This window comes from Pandoraea sp. ISTKB (genome assembly GCF_001721285.1).
Classification (GTDB): domain Bacteria; phylum Pseudomonadota; class Gammaproteobacteria; order Burkholderiales; family Burkholderiaceae; genus Pandoraea; species Pandoraea capi.
Genome location: NZ_MAOS01000022.1, coordinates 1 through 16,637, shown reverse-complemented (window position 1 = coordinate 16,637; position 16,637 = coordinate 1). Strand labels below are relative to the sequence as shown.

Sequence of the window (16,637 nt, the reverse complement as noted above, 5' to 3'; positions counted from 1 at the left end):
GGACTTCACTCATGGCATGGACTCAGGCACGGCGGGCACTCGGGATGAACCCCTCCGTCATTCGGGAAATTCTGAAGATCAGCGCGAAGCCGGGCATCATCAGTTTTGCCGGTGGCTGGCCTTCGGCGGCGACTTTTCCCCTCGAAGCCTTCGAAGAAAGCTGCGCAGCCGTGTTGCGTGACGACGGTCGCGCCGCGTTGCAGTACTCCGCCAGCGAAGGCTTCGAGCCGCTGCGCGAAATGGTGGCCGCATCGTTGCCGTGGCAAGTCAACCCAGCCGACGTGCTGATCACGACGGGCTCACAGCAGGCGCTGGATCTGCTGGGCAAAATCCTGATCGACGAAGGCAGCCGCGTGCTTGTCGAGACGCCGACCTACCTCGGCGCGTTGCAGGCGTTTGCACCGATGGAGCCTGACATCGTGGGCGTGAATAGCGACGCCGACGGCATTGACGTGCGCGACTTCGCCAGTAAAGCCGACGGTGCCCGATTCCTTTACGCGCTGCCCAACTTCCAGAACCCCACGGGACGCACGATGAGCGAAGCGCGCCGACGCGATCTCGTCGCCCGCGCGCAGGACACCGGTGTGCCGATCGTCGAGGACAATCCGTACGGCGACTTGTGGTTCGATGTCCCGCCACCGGCGCCGCTCACGGCCCGCAACCCGGAAGGGTGCGTCTATCTGGGGTCGTTCTCCAAGGTGCTCGCACCGGGATTGCGACTGGGCTATCTGGTTGCACCGCGTGAGATCTTCCCCAAGCTGCTGCATGCCAAGCAGGCTTCCGATCTGCACACGCCCAACTTCAATCAGCGCGTGGTGGCGCGTCTGATGGAGAGCGGGTTTCTGGAGCGCCACATCCCGTCCATCAGGGCGCTCTACAAAGCCCAGCGCGACACGATGCTCGCCGCATTGCAACGGGAGATGGCGAGGCTCGACGTCACGTGGAACGAGCCCGCCGGTGGGATGTTCCTCTGGGTCAGACTACCCTCGGGCATGGATGCCGGGCGGCTTCTGCCGCATGCTGTCGACAACGGGGTGGCGTTCGTCGCCGGGTCCCCGTTCTTCTCGAACGCACCGGATCCGGCGACAATGCGCCTGTCGTTCGTGACCGCCAGCGTCGAGCAGATCGATGTCGGCATCGCGGCACTTGCGAAAACGATTCGGGAACATCAGGGCGCGAAGTAGCCTCCCGCATACCCTGACGATATCCACGCTACCAGCGCTACCGTTCGTCGCTCGCGCTTCATGTTCGGCCCTGGCGAGATCTCATCCTTGCCGGGCCGCGACGCCTCACCTGTCCAACGCCATGCCGACCGCACTCTTTTCCAGCGAATTCCAGAATCCCGACGAATGGCTGCCCGCCTTGCGTCACCATATGCCCGAGCTAAAGGTGCAGTGCTGGCCCGAAGTCGACGATCCCGCCGATGTGGATGTGCTGCTCGTCTGGGCACCGCCTGAGGAAGCACTGCGCTTTCCGAATCTGAAACTGGTGCAGTGTCTGGGCGCGGGCGTTGACCACCTCATCTCGGCGCCGATCCCCGATCACGTTCCGCTTGCGCGCCTCATCGATCGCAACCAGGTGGCCGGGTTCGTCGAGTATGTGGCCGCTGCCGTACTCGGCTATCACCGTGATCTGCCCCGTTTTCGCGACAGCCAGTCACGGGGTGTCTGGGAGAAGCGTGCGCGGGTGTTGGCGCAGAACCGGCGCATCGGCGTGATGGGGTTGGGCGAGATGGGCGCGCCGTGCGCCACCGCGCTGGCCAGCTTCGGCTTCGATGTTCGTGGATGGAGTCGGAGCCTGAAAGACCTGCCAACGATCCAGTGCTTCGCGGGTGCAGAGCAGATCGATGCTTTCCTCGATGGCGTGGACATCCTGATTTGCGCGCTGCCCCTCACGCCCGACACCGTCGGCATTCTGAATCACACGTTGTTCGACCGATTGGCCCCGCACGCCTGCGTCATCAATGTGGGACGTGGGGGGCACTGCAATGAGCCGCATCTATGCGAAGCGCTCAATAGTGGGCGATTGTCGGGCGCACTGCTGGATGTGACATCCGTCGAGCCGCTGCCGCCTGGTCACCCGCTCTGGACGCAAGAGCACCTCGAAATCACGCCACACATCGCGACGTCCCAGTCGGCGATGTCGGCCGCCGCCGTTGCCGTAGACAACATCCGGCGCGTACGACGCGGGCTGGAACCCCTTGGCCTCGTCAACCGAAAGCGTCTTTATTAATCCGCGCTGCGAACGCAGTCAGCCCACACCGTTTACCGCGAAGACACCGGCCCGGATGTCTCTGGCGTATTGTTCTGCGTCGTTGCACGAGGTGCGACGACGCGCTGCCCGCCGGGCAGTGCCGTCAACTCGATGGTTTCATTGATCTGCGTGAAGGCGCTCATGCTGGAGGCACGCATCTTGATCACCTTGTTGAGTTGCGGTGAGTACCAGATCGTCGCGTCGTAGGGCGTCGACTGCATCGAACGACCCTGGTTACGCGTCGGCACTTCGAGCAATGCGCCGTGGTATTCGACGCGCAGCACGTCGAAGGTTCCCGCCGGCGTGACGAGCGACTCCTGCGAGGCAACGCGTGCGTTGAGTTTCAGTGAGCGGCCTTGCGTGCCCAACGAAGCGTAGCTCATGGTCCAGGCCTGTCCCGGCTTGGCGTCCGCGCGAACCCAGCCGCCAGCAGGCATCGAATTGTCGATTTCGCCAAGCTGGGGCTGTGACATCTCGATCAATTTGCCGTCTGCCAGCTCCACACGAGCGCCGTTGTTGTAGAACAACTTGTCGCCGTCAATGCGATCCACGACCATCGCAACGCGACTCTTTACGCCGGTAAAGCCGTCGGTAATCGTGTACTCCCACCGTGCCCCCAATGTGCCGGCTGCCGCCTCGCGAGCCTGGGCTACCTGCTTCGCGGCGGCGGCACGCGAATCGGCGGTCTCGCGCGCCGCAATGGCTGCGCGACTGCGCGACGGCAACTCGTCGATGAAGCTCGCCGGAATGGCGTAGTTCAGGTTCTGATTCATATGACGGGCGTCTTCAAGCACGGCCGTGGTCAGACCGATCAGACGGCCGTCGGTGTCGAACAACCCGCCACCGCTCGATCCTGGAGAGACCGGTGCGGAGGTCTGGATCAATGAAATGCGCTCGTCCGTATCCAGATGCAACGACGAGATAATGCCGTCGGACAACGAAAGCTCCTGACCGCTCGGGCTGCCAAGTGTGTAGACCTTCTGCCCGACACGCAACGTGTTCATCGGGGCGCGCGTGACGGCGGGCGCGGTCATTTCATCGACCCGAAGTTGGCACAGATCCCGTGCCGGATCTACCAGTTCCAGCGCAGCGCGATGACTCGTGTTGCGTCGCTGCACGACCACGCGTGACGCTTTACGCAGGACATGACAATTCGTGGCGAGCCGCTGTGGCGCGACAACGACGGCACTGCCTTGCGACAGACGCTTGCCGTCGCGGTCGTATGTGATGACAACCCACACGCTAGGCGAGGTCTTTTCGTAGAGTTTTTCGGCATCCAGGGCAAGTGCCGGAACACAGATGGTTGCGGCCAGCGCTGTGGCCAGAAGACGTTTGAGCATGTGCGAAAAGCGCCGCGCGAAGCGCCGACCCCCATTTTTATTTGTATCGTTCTTGTGCGCCTTCGTCGTCAGTCCTGCGGCGATGGCGCCCGGTTCGCGAGAGTGTACCCAAAGCCCGGACGCCCTGCAAAAGCTCGGATTCCTGTATGCTATTTCGCACAAAAACAAGACGTTCTGACAATGACAAGAAAACACGCAGACCATCGGGGGATGGGGCCGCACGGGACTGCACGGCAATGGATGAGCCGCGCAGGTGTTGCTCTGACGCTGGCGGCAGCAGCCCTGCTTGCCGGCTGCGCTACGCCGACCGATATCACCAGCACACGCGCAACCGACTACAAAGCACACATCGATCGCATGTTCGTCATCTATGACGGGGATATGCGTTTTGGCGACGACTTTGCCGCCGGCTTTCGCGACGAACTCAAACAACGACTCGCGTCATGCAATATCAAAAGCGATTTCGGTGAAATACGTGCCCTGATGCTCGACACCTCGCCGGTGGAGCGGAAGCTTCGTGCGTTTCAACCGGACGTGACATTGCGTATAGATCCCAATGGCGGTGTCGTCACCGGCAATCTGCCGCTACGCGTCGATTTCCGCGTCAACATGTTCGACATGGATCGCGACGTCACGGTCTGGCGTGGCATTTTCCGGGTCCACCACGTTGGCACGCTCTACGTTTCCAAGACCGAGCGAGGCGCGGTCTTTGCGGTCGATATCGTGAATCAACTGATCATCGACGGGCTCATCCCTAATTGTCCGATCACGCAGCTCGACGCGGGCAATCGATTGCCGAAACGTCCGACAGTCACTGTCACGCCCACAGAGTCCGGTGCCGGGAAGGTGCCCGCAGCACCCGTGGCTTCGGGCAAGCCCGCGCCATCGCCTTACGTGCTTCCGGGGGTGCCGTCGGCGGCGACAGCGGGTGCTGACGCATCTGCGCGGACCGCTCCGGTCACGTCAGGCAAGCCCGGTCTCCCTGCGACATCTGCTATCCCGAGCCAGCCGACACGCGCGGCCCCGACTCCGACGCCTGCACCTGCACGGACAGCCGAGGAGAAGCCGGCACCGCAGCCGCGCGAAACGGCGGTGAAATCCACCTTGCCAGCATTGCCGTCGACGTCCCTGGCCGATCTTCCTCCGATCGATGCGCCCGAATCGCCGCCACCTGCCGCTACGCGGAATTCTGCGGTAGCACCGACAGTCACTCGCGTGGAATCGCCACCTGCTCCAAGTGGTAACACCACGAATCTCCGCACGGATACGCGCGTGAAGCTCGACGATCTGGATGGTCTGCTACCCGCCAAATGAGCGGCGTTCCGAGGACAACATGAAGCGGTTAATGATCGTGATGACGCTCGTGCTGCTTTGCGCGGCATGCGCGCACCGAGGCACGCAACCTTCGCTCGCCTACTCGCCCCTTCATTTCCGAATGCCGAAGCCGGAGGACAACCTCATTCGAAAACCCGGTTTTAGGATATGTGAGTCGGAAGCATTCGTCGCACTGGGGTACGGCCGACAGGTGATCGTATTCAAGGACACGAAGGCATCGCTACTGGCGGGACCGGACGTTGGCGCCTTGCAGATCGTGTTGATCGACGATCTGTTCAAGCGCGTGCAGAGCGAGGGGTTTTCAGACTATCCGCGATTCGCAGCGGAGAAGTTCTACGAATGCACGGATCGCGAGAAGGTGCTCGTAGAGAAAAATCTGACCAATGCGTCGATCTGCCTGTTTCGCCAGGATGTCCTCTTCTACCTCAACGCGAAAAAGAAGCAGGGCCTTTCGCAAAACGAGGCGATGCTGATGGTGTCGAAGATGTATCGCGAGAATACGGAGGAAGTCCTTCCGCAACGCCTCATCGATATGGCCGCGCCGATGGTCTATAAGGCGAAGACGGATGAAGACATGTACGCGCTTCGACGATTCCATTTCGAATCGTGTCTGTTCCCCGATCAATGGAAAGCTTGGTGGAACGCGCAACAGACACCGGAGAATCGATTGAAGTAGTTGCCTGAGGTGATAACAAAAGACCCAGTAATGAAAAAGCTCCTCTCGGGAGCTTTTTCATTTCGTAGCGACCGCTCGCAAAACGGCTAATGACTAATCATCCATGGCCTCCCCGCAGGTTGTTTCATGCCACTCGCCGACTGCGTCCCGGCGAGCTTCACCTTCCCTCCCGCGCAGCAACTGCACCCTGCCCTGTGTCCTCCCGCCGGTCCGTCTGATGACTGACGTGGCGCATTCGCAGCCCGCTCATTCGTCGCATGGGCGGCGCGACTTGCACCTCCCATCAACGCCAGCGCCGGCGCCGTGATCACTCTCGCGCCTTCCGTCCCGCAGTCCGGGCAATGACACGGTGCATCGCGGTCCGCGATCCGGCGCATTACCGCAAACGTTCCGCACGTCGCACATTCGAAGTCGTATATCGGCATTGCTGTCTCCGTCGTGAGTCGCGTGTCAGGACTTCACCGGATCCGGCGAACACGGCATGTCGATGCCGCCCTTCACATGACGGACCGGCCCATCGGCATTCGGACGAATATCGAAGTCGAATACCTGCGTCGGTAACCACAGCGTTGCGCAGGCATTCGGAATATCGACCACACCGCTGATATGCCCTTGCACCGGCGCGCATCCCAGAATCGAGTACGCTTGCGCGCCCGAATAGCCGAACTTCTTCAGATACTCGATCGCATTCAGGCACGCCTGACGATAGGCCACCGTCACATCCAGATAGTGCTGGCCGCCCTTCTCATCGACGGAGATGCCTTCAAAGATCAGATAGTCGTTGTAGGTCGGCGTAATCGGACTCGGTTGGAACACCGGATTACGAATGCCGTACTTCTCCATTCCGCCTTTAATCACGTTCACGCGCATATGCACCCAGCCGGCCATTTCGATGGCGCCGCAGAACGTGATCTCGCCGTCCCCCTGGCTGAAGTGAAGATCGCCGACGGAAAGCCCGGCGCCATCCACATACACGGGGAAGAAAATCTTGGACCCGCGTGACAGATCCTTGATGTCGCAATTGCCGCCATGCTCGCGCGGCGGTACCGTCCGTGCCCCTGATGCCGCCGCCTTCTCCCTCGCAGCGCCCGCCAATTTCCCCATATGCGCCGTCGCTGCGAACGGCGGATTCGCTAGCGGTGGCACACGGTTCGGCTCCTTCGCAATCAGTCCCGTCTCACGCGCGTTCCACGTCTCCAGCAACTTCGGATCCGGCAAACATCCGATCAATCCCGGGTGAATCAGCCCCGCGAAATTCACGCCCGGAATGTGGCGCGAACTCGTGTACAGCCCGTGAAAATCCCAGATCGATTTTTGTGCGTGCGGGAAATGATCCGTCAGAAAGCCGCCGCCGTTCGTCTTCGAGAAGAAGCCGTTGAATCCCCACTGGCTGTCCGCCTTCGCGCCGATATCCAACAGATCGACGACAAGCAAATCGCCCGGCGCCGCACCTTTCACGCCGACAGGACCCGACAAGAAGTGCACGATGGAAAGATCGATGTCGCGCACGTCGTCTGCGCTGTCGTCGTTCTTGATGAAGCCGCCGGTCCAGTCGTACGTTTCGAGAATGAAGTCGTCCCCAGGTTTTACCCAGCACGCCATCGGAATGTCCGGATGCCAGCGGTTATGCACCTGCTCATTCTCGTACGCGGATTGATTGAGATCGACTTTGATGAGAGTTTCTGCCATTTCTCGCTCCTGGTAACAAACGCCAGTGGGGGGGCACCAGCGATTCAATTGACGCCGGGCGGCGTCGGATTCACACAGAGAGGTATTCGAGCAACTTCTGACATCAACTACACAGACGAACAACGCACAACGAACGCAAGCTGCTACAGCGGATAAATACAGACATGCTCCGTACAAATGTGACGAACTGAGATGGTCCAGCAACATCCATACGCAAGCATTTTTCAAAGCATAAACACTTCGCACTACGTCAAATAACAGCACGAACTACCGTGTTTCCACTGATTTTTATAATTTCAGATCATATCGCGATCCTAATTGGTGCAAAATACTTTCCCTGTACAAGAATAAGCACCATCGATGGGCATCCGAGATGAAATATCAATCACTTGACGACTTTCTGCGCGCCACTGGCGAGCGCAATCCCGGTCAACCGGAGTTCCTGCAAGCGGTTACGGAGGTGATGGAGAGCCTCTGGCCGTTTATATCGAAGCATCCCAAGTACGCCGAGCACGGCTTGCTCGACCGTCTCGTCGAACCGGAGCGTATCGTCATGTTCCGCGTCTCGTGGGTCGACGATCATGGCGACGTACAGGTCAATCGCGGGTATCGCATCCAGCACAGTTCGGCCATCGGGCCGTACAAGGGCGGCCTGCGCTTCCACCCGTCGGTGAATCTCTCCATCCTCAAATTCCTCGCCTTCGAGCAGACGTTCAAGAACGCCCTCACCACGCTCCCGATGGGCGGCGGTAAAGGCGGCTCCGATTTCGATCCGAAGGGTAAGAGCCCCGGCGAAGTCATGCGTTTCTGTCAGGCCTTCGTCAGCGAACTCTTCCGTCACGTCGGCAGCGATACGGACGTGCCGGCGGGTGACATCGGCGTCGGCGGCCGTGAAGTCGGCTTCATGGCGGGCATGATGAAGAAGCTCTCCAACCGTGCCGATTGCGTCTTTACCGGTAAGGGGTTGTCATTCGGCGGCTCGCTGATTCGTCCCGAGGCCACCGGCTACGGCACGGTGTACTTCGCCGAAGAGATGCTCAAGAAAACCGGCCGCAGCTTCGACGGCCTGCGCGTGAGCGTCTCCGGCTCAGGCAACGTCGCGCAATACGCCGTGGAGAAAGCGATGGCGCTCGGCGCGAAGGTCGTGACCGTCTCGGATTCGAGCGGCACCATCGTCGACGAAGACGGTTTCACCACCGAAAAGCTCGCTGAGTTGATGGACGTGAAGAACCACCACTACGGACGCGTCAGCGATTACGCCAAGCGTACCGGCGTCAAGTTCCTCGCGGGCGAGCGTCCGTGGAATATCCCGGTGGACGTCGCGCTGCCGTGCGCCACGCAGAACGAACTCAATGCGGACGACGCCGAAACGCTGATCGCGAACGGCGTGATCTGCGTCGCGGAAGGCGCCAACATGCCGTCGACCAACGAGGCTGCCAAGCGCTTCGAGAGCAAGGGCATTCTGTACGCGCCCGGCAAGGCTAGCAATGCGGGCGGGGTTGCGACATCAGGTCTGGAGATGAGCCAGAATGCCATGCGCATCTCGTGGCCGCGCGAGGAGGTCGATGCGCGTCTGCACGACATCATGCGCAGCATCCACGAAGTCTGTGTGCAGCACGGTCGTCGTGCCGATGGCTCGGTGAGCTATGTCAACGGCGCTAATGTCGCCGGCTTCGTCAAGGTCGCCGACGCGATGCTCGCGCAAGGTGTGATCTGAGCTAGCGATCCGGCGTAACATACGCCCTATTCCTTCCCTCCCACCGGAGTCCGTCGAAATGAACAAGTAATGCCGGATGCGTTTTTGCATCACGTCCCCTCGCTGCCTGTCACGCGAGCGCATTGCTTTTCATTTCGACGATTGAGCCTCACCGATTACACGACGACTGCACATTGCGTCGTCGTCTCGTGTCGGCTTCGTCACATCATTGCGCGCACCGCGTTCCCAGAGGCAGTTTTCCGCAATTCCATCAGGAAGACACCATGCCCGAAACCAACACCCCTTTCGGTTCCGACGACGCCGACGACGTTATCGAACACAATCGCGCCGCGTGGGATCGCCAGGCGGCGACGCAATGCGAATGGTCGCGCCCGGTCAGCGCTGAAGTCATTGCTGCCGCACGCGACGGCCAATGGGGCGTGCATCTCACGCCCTCCGAGCTCCCCGTCGGCTGGTTGCCCGACGACGTCCGGGGCCAGCGAATCCTGTGTCTCGCCTCGGCGGGTGGCCAGCAAGCCCCGGTACTGAGCGCAGCGGGCGCCGACGTCACCGTGCTGGATATCTCGTCCGCACAACTCGCGCAAGACGACAGGGTCGCGCGTCGCGACGGTCTGTCGCTAACGACCCGGCAAGGCGATATGCGCGATCTGTCGATGTTCGACGATGGCACGTTCGACATCGTCTTCCATCCGGTGTCGAATCAATACGTGCCGGACATCCGTCCCGTGTGGCGCGAATGTTTCCGCGTGCTGCGACCCGGCGGACGCCTCCTGAGCAGCTTCTTCAACCCGGTGGTGTTCGTCGCAGACCGCAACCCGGAGGACGCAGGACGAGGCATCATCCGCCCGCGCTTCAAAGTGCCGTACTCGGACGTGCGTGATCTCTCGCCTGAAGCCCTCGCCGCGAAGCAAGCCAACGGCGACGCACTGGTTTTCGGTCACAGCCTCAGCGAGCAGATCGGCGGACAGCTCGAAGCGGGGTTCCTGCTCAAGGGCTTTATCGAAGACGACCAACCCAATCCGCGATTCGTCATCGATCGCTTCATGGCGACGTTCGTTGCGACTTACGCGGTGAAGCCATGAACAGGAATCCAGATCTCCAGCGTCCCCGTGCCCGTCACCGGATCGAAGTCCGCGCTGTAACGCTCGAAGTCGGGGGCGTCGGCGGCTTGTAATCCGGACGACGGTAGCCACTGGTGCCAGATGGTGTAGACGGTCTTGTGGATCGTCGAGATATGGCCTTTGTGCTCGAACACGGCATAGCGCACGGACGGAATTTCCACGCAGCGAAACGTTGTGGGCAAGCGGTCCTTGCGATGCACCTCGACACCAGCGATGTACTCGAACCCGCCGTCGCCATCGGGGTTACAGCACACGCCGTACGTCTCGTCGCTCACTTGATCCGGAACGTGGCCGATGTGAGGGCCGAACGCCTGCCACAACGCCGGAATCCCTTCATTAGTCGCGAACGTGAACCGGTCGCTCAGGCCGGCGACGAGCTTGCGTGCCGGGGTTTCGAATCGCGGCGGGGACAGGGGGATGAATTCGATGTCTTTCATGCGAAGGGGCTCCACGAGAGTCAGACCTGCAAGGTGTTGACGCGCCCTCAGTTGCTCCGGCGTGATGCCGAAGGCTTCGGTGAACGCGCGTGTGAACGCCTCGTGAGAGCCATAGCCGGCGTCGAGCGCCACGCCGAGTATTTCCGGCGTACCGGACGTCAGCGCATAAGCCGCCCGCGTCAGACGCCGCGCCCGAACGTAGCGCATCACCGGCCAGCCCGTCGTGACGGAGAACAGGCGCGAGAGCGAGAAACGAGTCATCTCGCTCGCCTCGGCAATATGGTCGAGCGTCAGTGCGTCGCTCAGGCGGACTTCAATAAACCAGAGGGCTTTGGCAACCGGATGCATAGCTTTCCCGAGAACATGTCGACGTGACTATAGAGCGACGCCGTAACACCCATTTGATCGTTCTTGCGCGGGTGGCGGGGGACTGACGGTAGTGCTCGACGTCGGCTTCTCGTCGCCAGATGTGACGACACCAGCCGTCTCTTTCCCTACCCGGCTTTCATCAATCGCCAGAAGGTCGTCCGGCTGATGCCCAGCGAGCGCGCCGCAGCCGCGCGATTGCCGCCCGCCGCCTGCAACGCGGCAATGGCAACCTCACGCGTGACGGCTTCGTGACGCTCTCCGGCATCGTCCTTGATCTCGCGCTGCGTATCGCGGCCCGGCGAACGTGTCGCCGTCAGACGCGCCAACTCCGGAAATACCTCATGCAGTGTTTGCGCATGCGCGACGACGTCGTTATCGAGGTAGATCGCCGCGCGTGCAAGCAGATTCTCCAGCTCGCGCACGTTCCCCGGCCAGTCGTAGCGATCGAAGAGCGGCGAGAGTACGTCGAGGATAGGCTTCGTCACGCGCGCATCCAGTCCGTATTGCACGGCGTTTCTTGCCAGCAGCGTTTGCGCCAGCAGACGCATATCGTCGCGTCGCTCGCGCAGCGCCGGCAACGTCACCTGTAACAGGTTCAGACGGAAATAGAGATCGGCACGGAAGCGTCCCTCTGCGACCAGTGCGTTCAGATCCCGGTGCGTCGCGGCGATCACGCGAACGTCGACCGGCACCGGACGCCCCGACCCCAGCCGCATCACCTCGCGTTCCTGCAACACGCGCAACAACCGGCTCTGCATCGCTGCCGGCATCTCGCCGATCTCGTCGAGAAAGATCGTCCCCGTATGGGCGATCTCGAACAGGCCCGCCTTCCCGCCGCGTCGCGCCCCCGTGAACGCGCCCTCGTCATGCCCGAACAACTCGCTCTCGATCAGCCCTTCCGGCAACGCGGCACAGTTGAAGGCGACGAACGGATTGCCGCGCCGTGCACTCGCATTGTGAATGCCCTGCGCGACCAATTCCTTGCCCGTGCCGCTCTCGCCGGTCAGCAACACCGTCGCGTCGTGTGATGCGCCCGCTCGCGCAAGACGCCGCACTTTCTCGATCTGCGGCGAGTCGCCGACCAGCTCCGCGAGTTCATGCTTCGCGACGAGATGCCGGGGACGCTGCGTCGTGCGCAATGACCGGTCGATGCGCTGCGCCATCTGTGCGTCCTGCACCGTGACCACGGCACCGGAGCGCATGCCGTGCTCGTAGATCGGCACGCAACTCGTGATGAATGCCCGGCCGTCGATATGTTCCAGACGCTCCTCGATGGCAACACCGCTCTCCGACAGTTCCCGCAACATCGGCCCGAGCTTGCGCGTCAGTTCGAACTGACGCGCGCCATGCGTGGCGATGCGCTCGCCATCCACATCCAGCAGCGTGAACATCGCGGGATTCACCGCTTCCAGTTGTCCGTTCTCGTCGAACGCCGCCACGCCATCGCGCATGTGCGCCACGATGGTATTCAGCCGCATGCGCTTCGACTCCTTCTCACGACTCACACGCGCGAGTTCGACGGAGCGCTCGAAGGCCTCCTCCACCGCGCCGAGGGAGTACAGGAAGACGTGTTCGAGCCCCGCCTCCTGCGCGAAGTCGCATGCCATGCCGGGACCGATGATGACCTTGCAGCCCTGCGCAGCGAGCGTGTCGACGGCGTCCTGCACTTCATCCACCGAGCGATACGCGCGCTGACGGATCTGGATCTTGAGCAACTGGCCGAGATCGTCCAGCTCGCGCGATACGGTCTCGTGCAGCACCAGTCCCAGCGGCTGGTCCGGCCACGTGGTCGTCGCGCGCGTGATCGCACTGAGCACGTCGAAGCCGTTGACCTTCACGGTCACGACCGGCACCGACAGGTTCTCGCGCAGGTACGCGCCGTTCGAACCGGCGGCCAGCACCACGTCGACCGCGCCCGACTCCACATACGACTGCAACGCTGCCACTGCCGCGCCGTAACCCTCGCGCACGGAATAGAAGCGTGCGCGGTCGGTGTAGCGCGGCGCGACCGTCTCGCAAAGCGTCTGCAAGCGGCTGATGCTCACGAGGGCAATACCGGGGCGACGGGCACGAGGATCGATGGGGGTGGGCGCGACGCGACGCGGCGGCTCCGCACTGGTATGGCTGGGGGGCATGATGGGTGTCTCCGAACGGCTCTGACGGCACGGCTTGAACGTTTCACAACACCGTTTCCGATGTGTTTCAAATGTGTTTCATGAAACGTTTCAAATACTGTTTCGCGAATTCTGCCACATCTGTGGAAAACAGACCGCCCAGCACAAGCGCATGATTTGGCGACGATTTTCGCGGCATTCTCAAGTCGAAGGCCGTCTGGCACGCAGATTGCGAACAGTGTCTCCATTTACCGATAACTCACACGGAGACCGTCATCATGACTACCGCGACCGCACAACGCCGCGCCGAATTCCGCCGCAAGGTCGAGGCCCGCCGCGGCCTGCTCGTCCCCGGCGCCTTCAACGCCCTTTCGGCACGCGTCATCGAAGACGCGGGTTTCGAAGCGCTCTACCTCACGGGCGCCGGTGTCACCAACATGTCGCTCGGTCTGCCCGACCTCGCGTTCATCGGCCTGGCGGAGATCGCCGAGCACACCGCCCGCGTGCGCGACGCCGTCTCGCTGCCCATCGTCGTCGACGCCGATACGGGCTTCGGCAACGCGCTGAACGTGCGTCACACGGTGCGCGTGCTGGAGCGCAGCGGCGCCGACGCCATCCAGTTCGAAGATCAGGTGTTGCCCAAGAAGTGCGGTCACTTCAACGGCAAGGCCGTGATCGGCGCCGACGAAATGGTGGGCAAGATCCGCGCCGCCGTGGATGCGCGGGAAGACGGCAATCTGCAAATCATCGCGCGCACCGACGCGGCCGCCGTGGAAGGCATCGAAGCCGCCATCGAGCGCGGCCATCGCTTCATCGAAGCCGGTGCCGACATCCTCTTCATCGAAGCGACGGAGACGCTGGCCGACATCGAGCGTCTGCCGGCGCTCTTCGATCGTCCGCAATTGATCAACATCGTCATCGGCGGCAAGACGCCGACGCAATCGCAGCCGCGTCTGGCCGAGCTGGGCTACGGCATCGTGCTGTACGCGAACGCCGCACTGCAAAGCGCCGTTCTCGGCATGCAAAAGGCGCTGGGCACGCTGCGCGATAACGGACGTCTGGACGAAGATCCGTCGCTGGTGGTGCCGTTCGCGGAGCGCCAGCGTCTCGTGAACAAGCCGTTCTACGACGCCCTCGACAAGCAATACGCCGCCGACTGAGCGGCCAGCGCCAACGCAAGTCCCTGCAAGTCCTACCCCGCATGACGGCAACGCGCGACAGCACGCGCGTTGCCGGTGTTACCGGCAGCACCGCATCGCCGCAGTACAGCAACACTGCATTACGGCATCAAACAACAAGTATTGGAGACAGATTGTGACGCCCCCCTCGGATTCCCTAGCTGCACGTCAATCCCCCAACATTTCGAGCACCTCCACCTCCACTGCCACGCGCGCGCCCGTCAAGATCGGCTCCATCGTGGGCGGTCTCGCGGGCAACCTGATCGAGTGGTACGACTTTCTCGCGTACAGCATCTTCTCGATCTACTTCGCGAAGGCGTTTTTCCCGGGCGACAACCCGACCGTCCAGCTGATGAATACGGCCGCGATTGCGGCGGTCGGCTACGTGGCACGTCCGCTGGGTAGCTGGTTGATCGGCCTGTACGCCGACCGTCGTGGCCGCAAGGCGGCGCTCACGGGGTCGGTGCTGGCGATGAGCGTGGGCTCGATGATGATCGCGCTTACACCCGGCTACGCGACCATCGGTATCTTCGCGCCGATCGTGCTGATCGCGGCGCGTCTGCTGCAAGGCCTGTCGATGGGCGGCGAGTACGGCACGAGCGCGACCTATCTGAGCGAAGTCGCGCCCGAGAACCGCAAGGGCTTCTTCCTTGGCTTCCTGCAAGTGAGCGTGGTGGCGGGGCAACTCGTCGCGCTGGGCCTGATGCTCGTGATGCAGCGCTGGCTGCTCACGGCCGAGCAGATCGAGCATTGGGGATGGCGTATCCCGTTCGTGCTCGGCGGCGTGCTGGCGCTGTTTGCGCTGTACATGCGTCGCAACGTGACGGAGAGCGAGGCGTTCGTCGACAGCGCGAAGAAACGTGAGACGTCGATTGCGCGTGAGGTCTTCGCGCACTGGCGTCAGATCTTGCTGGCCATCGGGATCACCATCGGCGGCACCGTGGCGTTCTACACGTTCACCGTCTACATGCAGAAGTTTCTGGTGAATTCGGTCGGGCTGTCGAAGGAGTCGTCGACGTTCGTCTCCACGCTTGCGTTGTTGCTGTACATGCCGCTGCAACCGCTGTTCGGGCTGCTTTCGGATGTGATCGGCCGCCGCAAGGTGCTGATGATCTTTGGCGTGAGCACCACGCTCTTTTCCGTGCCGCTTTTCACCGCGCTCAGTCACACCAAGGACCCGCTGGTGGCGTTCGCGCTGTCGTTCGCCGGTCTCGTGATGCTCTCGGGCTTTACGTCGGTGCACATGCTCGCGAAGACCGAGCTGTTCCCGCCGCGTATTCGCGCGCTGGCCGTGGGCTTCCCCTATGCCCTCACGACGGCGATCCTCGGCGGCACGACGGAATTCGTCGCACTGCGCTTCAAGGCGAGCGGCCACGAGTCGTATTTCTACTGGTACGTGACGATCTGCGCGGCGATCTCACTGGCCGTCTATCTGAAGATGCCGGAGACGCGCGGACGCAAGTTCGACTGATTTGCCGGGTTCGACACGCGCAACGCGACAGGCGCAGGTGGGGACGTTTTGCGTCCTTTCCTGCGCTTTTTCTATGCCGATTCCCGACGTTCCCCTGAATGACGAAACCGGCTCACAGAAACGCAAAGCGCGGCAGCCTTTGCGTGGCATCTTGGGCAATTCATTGGCCTTAGGCAGCTCAGTGCTGCGGAGATGCGTTCATGTTGCCGTCGTCGATTCCGGATATCAGTCTTGTGCCGCCTTCCGATATGGAGGAGGCGTCGCGCGCGAGTGCGACGCCTGAGGTTGCGCAGGATATCGAGGGGGTCGTCAACATTCCCGAACCACCGGCACAACTGCCGTTCCCGTGCGTGACGCCGGACCCCGACACGGCATTCCGGTTTCAGTCGGAATTCCTGGGCGTCGCGGAGGAAGCGTCCGAGGACATCGTGGCGCATTGGCGTCAGGCCGTTCGGCGCGGTGGCGGCACACTGGAGTGGCGGGCATTCGTCGCGCGATGGCAGGCGAAACTGTCCGGGGCGCATCAGCCTCACCCGCTTCACCCCCGTTATGCGCTGTTCCATCTGCTGATCTTCTACTTCGGCCGTCTGGATGCGAGGTTGCGGCCGCTGGCGCTGGAATGCCTGCTCACGGATGGGCCCGAGGGCCGCGCCGCCGTCAGGCGCAACTGGAAGCGTATCGGGCTGGGCATGTTCGCGCGGGAGCAGTGGCCGGTGGTGCAGCGGCTGCTGCGTGAGGCCGAGATGCTGCGATGAGCGTGGTGTACGAGTGCAGGTCGGCATGGGCCGGAACGCCGTTCGCCCGCTCCTCATCCTCATTAGCGAGGCGCACCGTAAACGAAAAAGGCAGAAGACCTTTCGATCTTCTGCCTTCTGAAACCTTGGTGCCGACGGCGAGACTCGAACTCGCACAGCTTTCGCCACTACCCCCTCAAGAT

At 62.0% G+C, this 16,637-nt stretch carries 14 protein-coding genes; 9 read left to right on the top strand and 5 right to left on the bottom strand.

Translation table 11 applies throughout. The features are described from left to right. Nucleotides 1-11: 11 nt before the first annotated feature. Nucleotides 12-1,184 (top strand): PLP-dependent aminotransferase family protein, encoded by a 1,173-nt coding sequence (locus A9762_RS05580; protein ID WP_069341050.1) that lies wholly within the window; start codon nt 12-14, stop codon nt 1,182-1,184. Between the two features lie 121 nt (nt 1,185-1,305). Further along, nucleotides 1,306-2,232 (top strand): glyoxylate/hydroxypyruvate reductase A, encoded by a 927-nt coding sequence (locus tag A9762_RS05575; protein WP_170836189.1) that lies wholly within the window; start codon nt 1,306-1,308, stop codon nt 2,230-2,232. Between the two features lie 32 nt (nt 2,233-2,264). Here the strand turns inward: A9762_RS05575 and A9762_RS05570 are convergent, their stop codons facing one another. Next, a complete protein-coding gene (locus A9762_RS05570; RefSeq protein WP_069341049.1) occupies nt 2,265-3,593 on the bottom strand; it encodes a S1C family serine protease in 1,329 nt (442 codons plus the stop codon). Between A9762_RS05570 and A9762_RS05565 the strand changes: the two genes are divergently transcribed. Next, nucleotides 3,594-4,907, top strand: coding sequence for a hypothetical protein (locus A9762_RS05565; protein WP_170836188.1), 1,314 nt, complete (start codon nt 3,594-3,596; stop codon nt 4,905-4,907). Between the two features lie 19 nt (nt 4,908-4,926). After that, entirely contained in the window at nt 4,927-5,604 is a 678-nt protein-coding gene (locus A9762_RS05560) for a hypothetical protein (protein WP_139133103.1), read from the top strand. Nucleotides 5,605-5,690: 86 nt separating this feature from the next. Here A9762_RS05560 and A9762_RS28010 read toward each other — a convergent pair whose 3' ends face one another. Continuing rightward, the gene (locus A9762_RS28010; RefSeq protein ID WP_083253666.1) at nt 5,691-6,029 is read right to left on the bottom strand and encodes an FmdB family zinc ribbon protein; all 339 of its coding nucleotides are present in this window, start codon (nt 6,027-6,029) and stop codon (nt 5,691-5,693) included. A 25-nt stretch (nt 6,030-6,054) separates the two neighbouring features. Further along, nucleotides 6,055-7,293, bottom strand: a complete 1,239-nt coding sequence (gene fmdA, locus A9762_RS05555) for a formamidase (protein ID WP_069341046.1) — start codon at nt 7,291-7,293, stop codon at nt 6,055-6,057. 373 nt (nt 7,294-7,666) lie between these two features. Here fmdA and gdhA point away from each other — a divergent pair, with 373 nt between their 5' ends. After that, a complete protein-coding gene (gdhA, locus tag A9762_RS05550) occupies nt 7,667-9,010 on the top strand; it encodes an NADP-specific glutamate dehydrogenase (RefSeq protein ID WP_069341045.1) in 1,344 nt (447 codons plus the stop codon). Between the two features lie 263 nt (nt 9,011-9,273). Then, nucleotides 9,274-10,092, top strand: a complete 819-nt coding sequence (locus A9762_RS05545) for a class I SAM-dependent methyltransferase (protein ID WP_069341044.1) — start codon at nt 9,274-9,276, stop codon at nt 10,090-10,092. Here A9762_RS05545 and A9762_RS05540 read toward each other — a convergent pair. Then, a complete protein-coding gene (locus A9762_RS05540; RefSeq protein WP_069341043.1) occupies nt 10,074-10,916 on the bottom strand; it encodes an AraC family transcriptional regulator in 843 nt (280 codons plus the stop codon). The two genes, A9762_RS05545 and A9762_RS05540, sit on opposite strands and share 19 nt — an antisense overlap. A 146-nt stretch (nt 10,917-11,062) precedes the next feature. After that, the gene (gene prpR, locus A9762_RS05535; RefSeq protein ID WP_069341042.1) at nt 11,063-13,072 is read right to left on the bottom strand and encodes a propionate catabolism operon regulatory protein PrpR; all 2,010 of its coding nucleotides are present in this window, start codon (nt 13,070-13,072) and stop codon (nt 11,063-11,065) included. Between the two features lie 257 nt (nt 13,073-13,329). On the opposite strand from prpR, the gene A9762_RS05530 reads away from it, so the two are divergent. The 3 genes from A9762_RS05530 (at nt 13,330) to A9762_RS05520 (ending at nt 16,455) form a co-directional block, all read left to right on the top strand. Beyond that, nucleotides 13,330-14,211, top strand: coding sequence for an oxaloacetate decarboxylase (locus tag A9762_RS05530; protein ID WP_069341041.1), 882 nt, complete (start codon nt 13,330-13,332; stop codon nt 14,209-14,211). A 151-nt stretch (nt 14,212-14,362) separates the two neighbouring features. Next, on the top strand, nt 14,363-15,700 hold the full coding sequence (locus A9762_RS05525; RefSeq protein ID WP_371442488.1) for an MFS transporter: 1,338 nt from the start codon (nt 14,363-14,365) through the stop codon (nt 15,698-15,700). 200 nt (nt 15,701-15,900) lie between these two features. Further along, nucleotides 15,901-16,455: a hypothetical protein gene (locus tag A9762_RS05520; protein WP_069341040.1), complete on the top strand. Its 555-nt coding sequence runs from the start codon at nt 15,901-15,903 to the stop codon at nt 16,453-16,455. Nucleotides 16,456-16,637 lie beyond the last annotated feature (182 nt).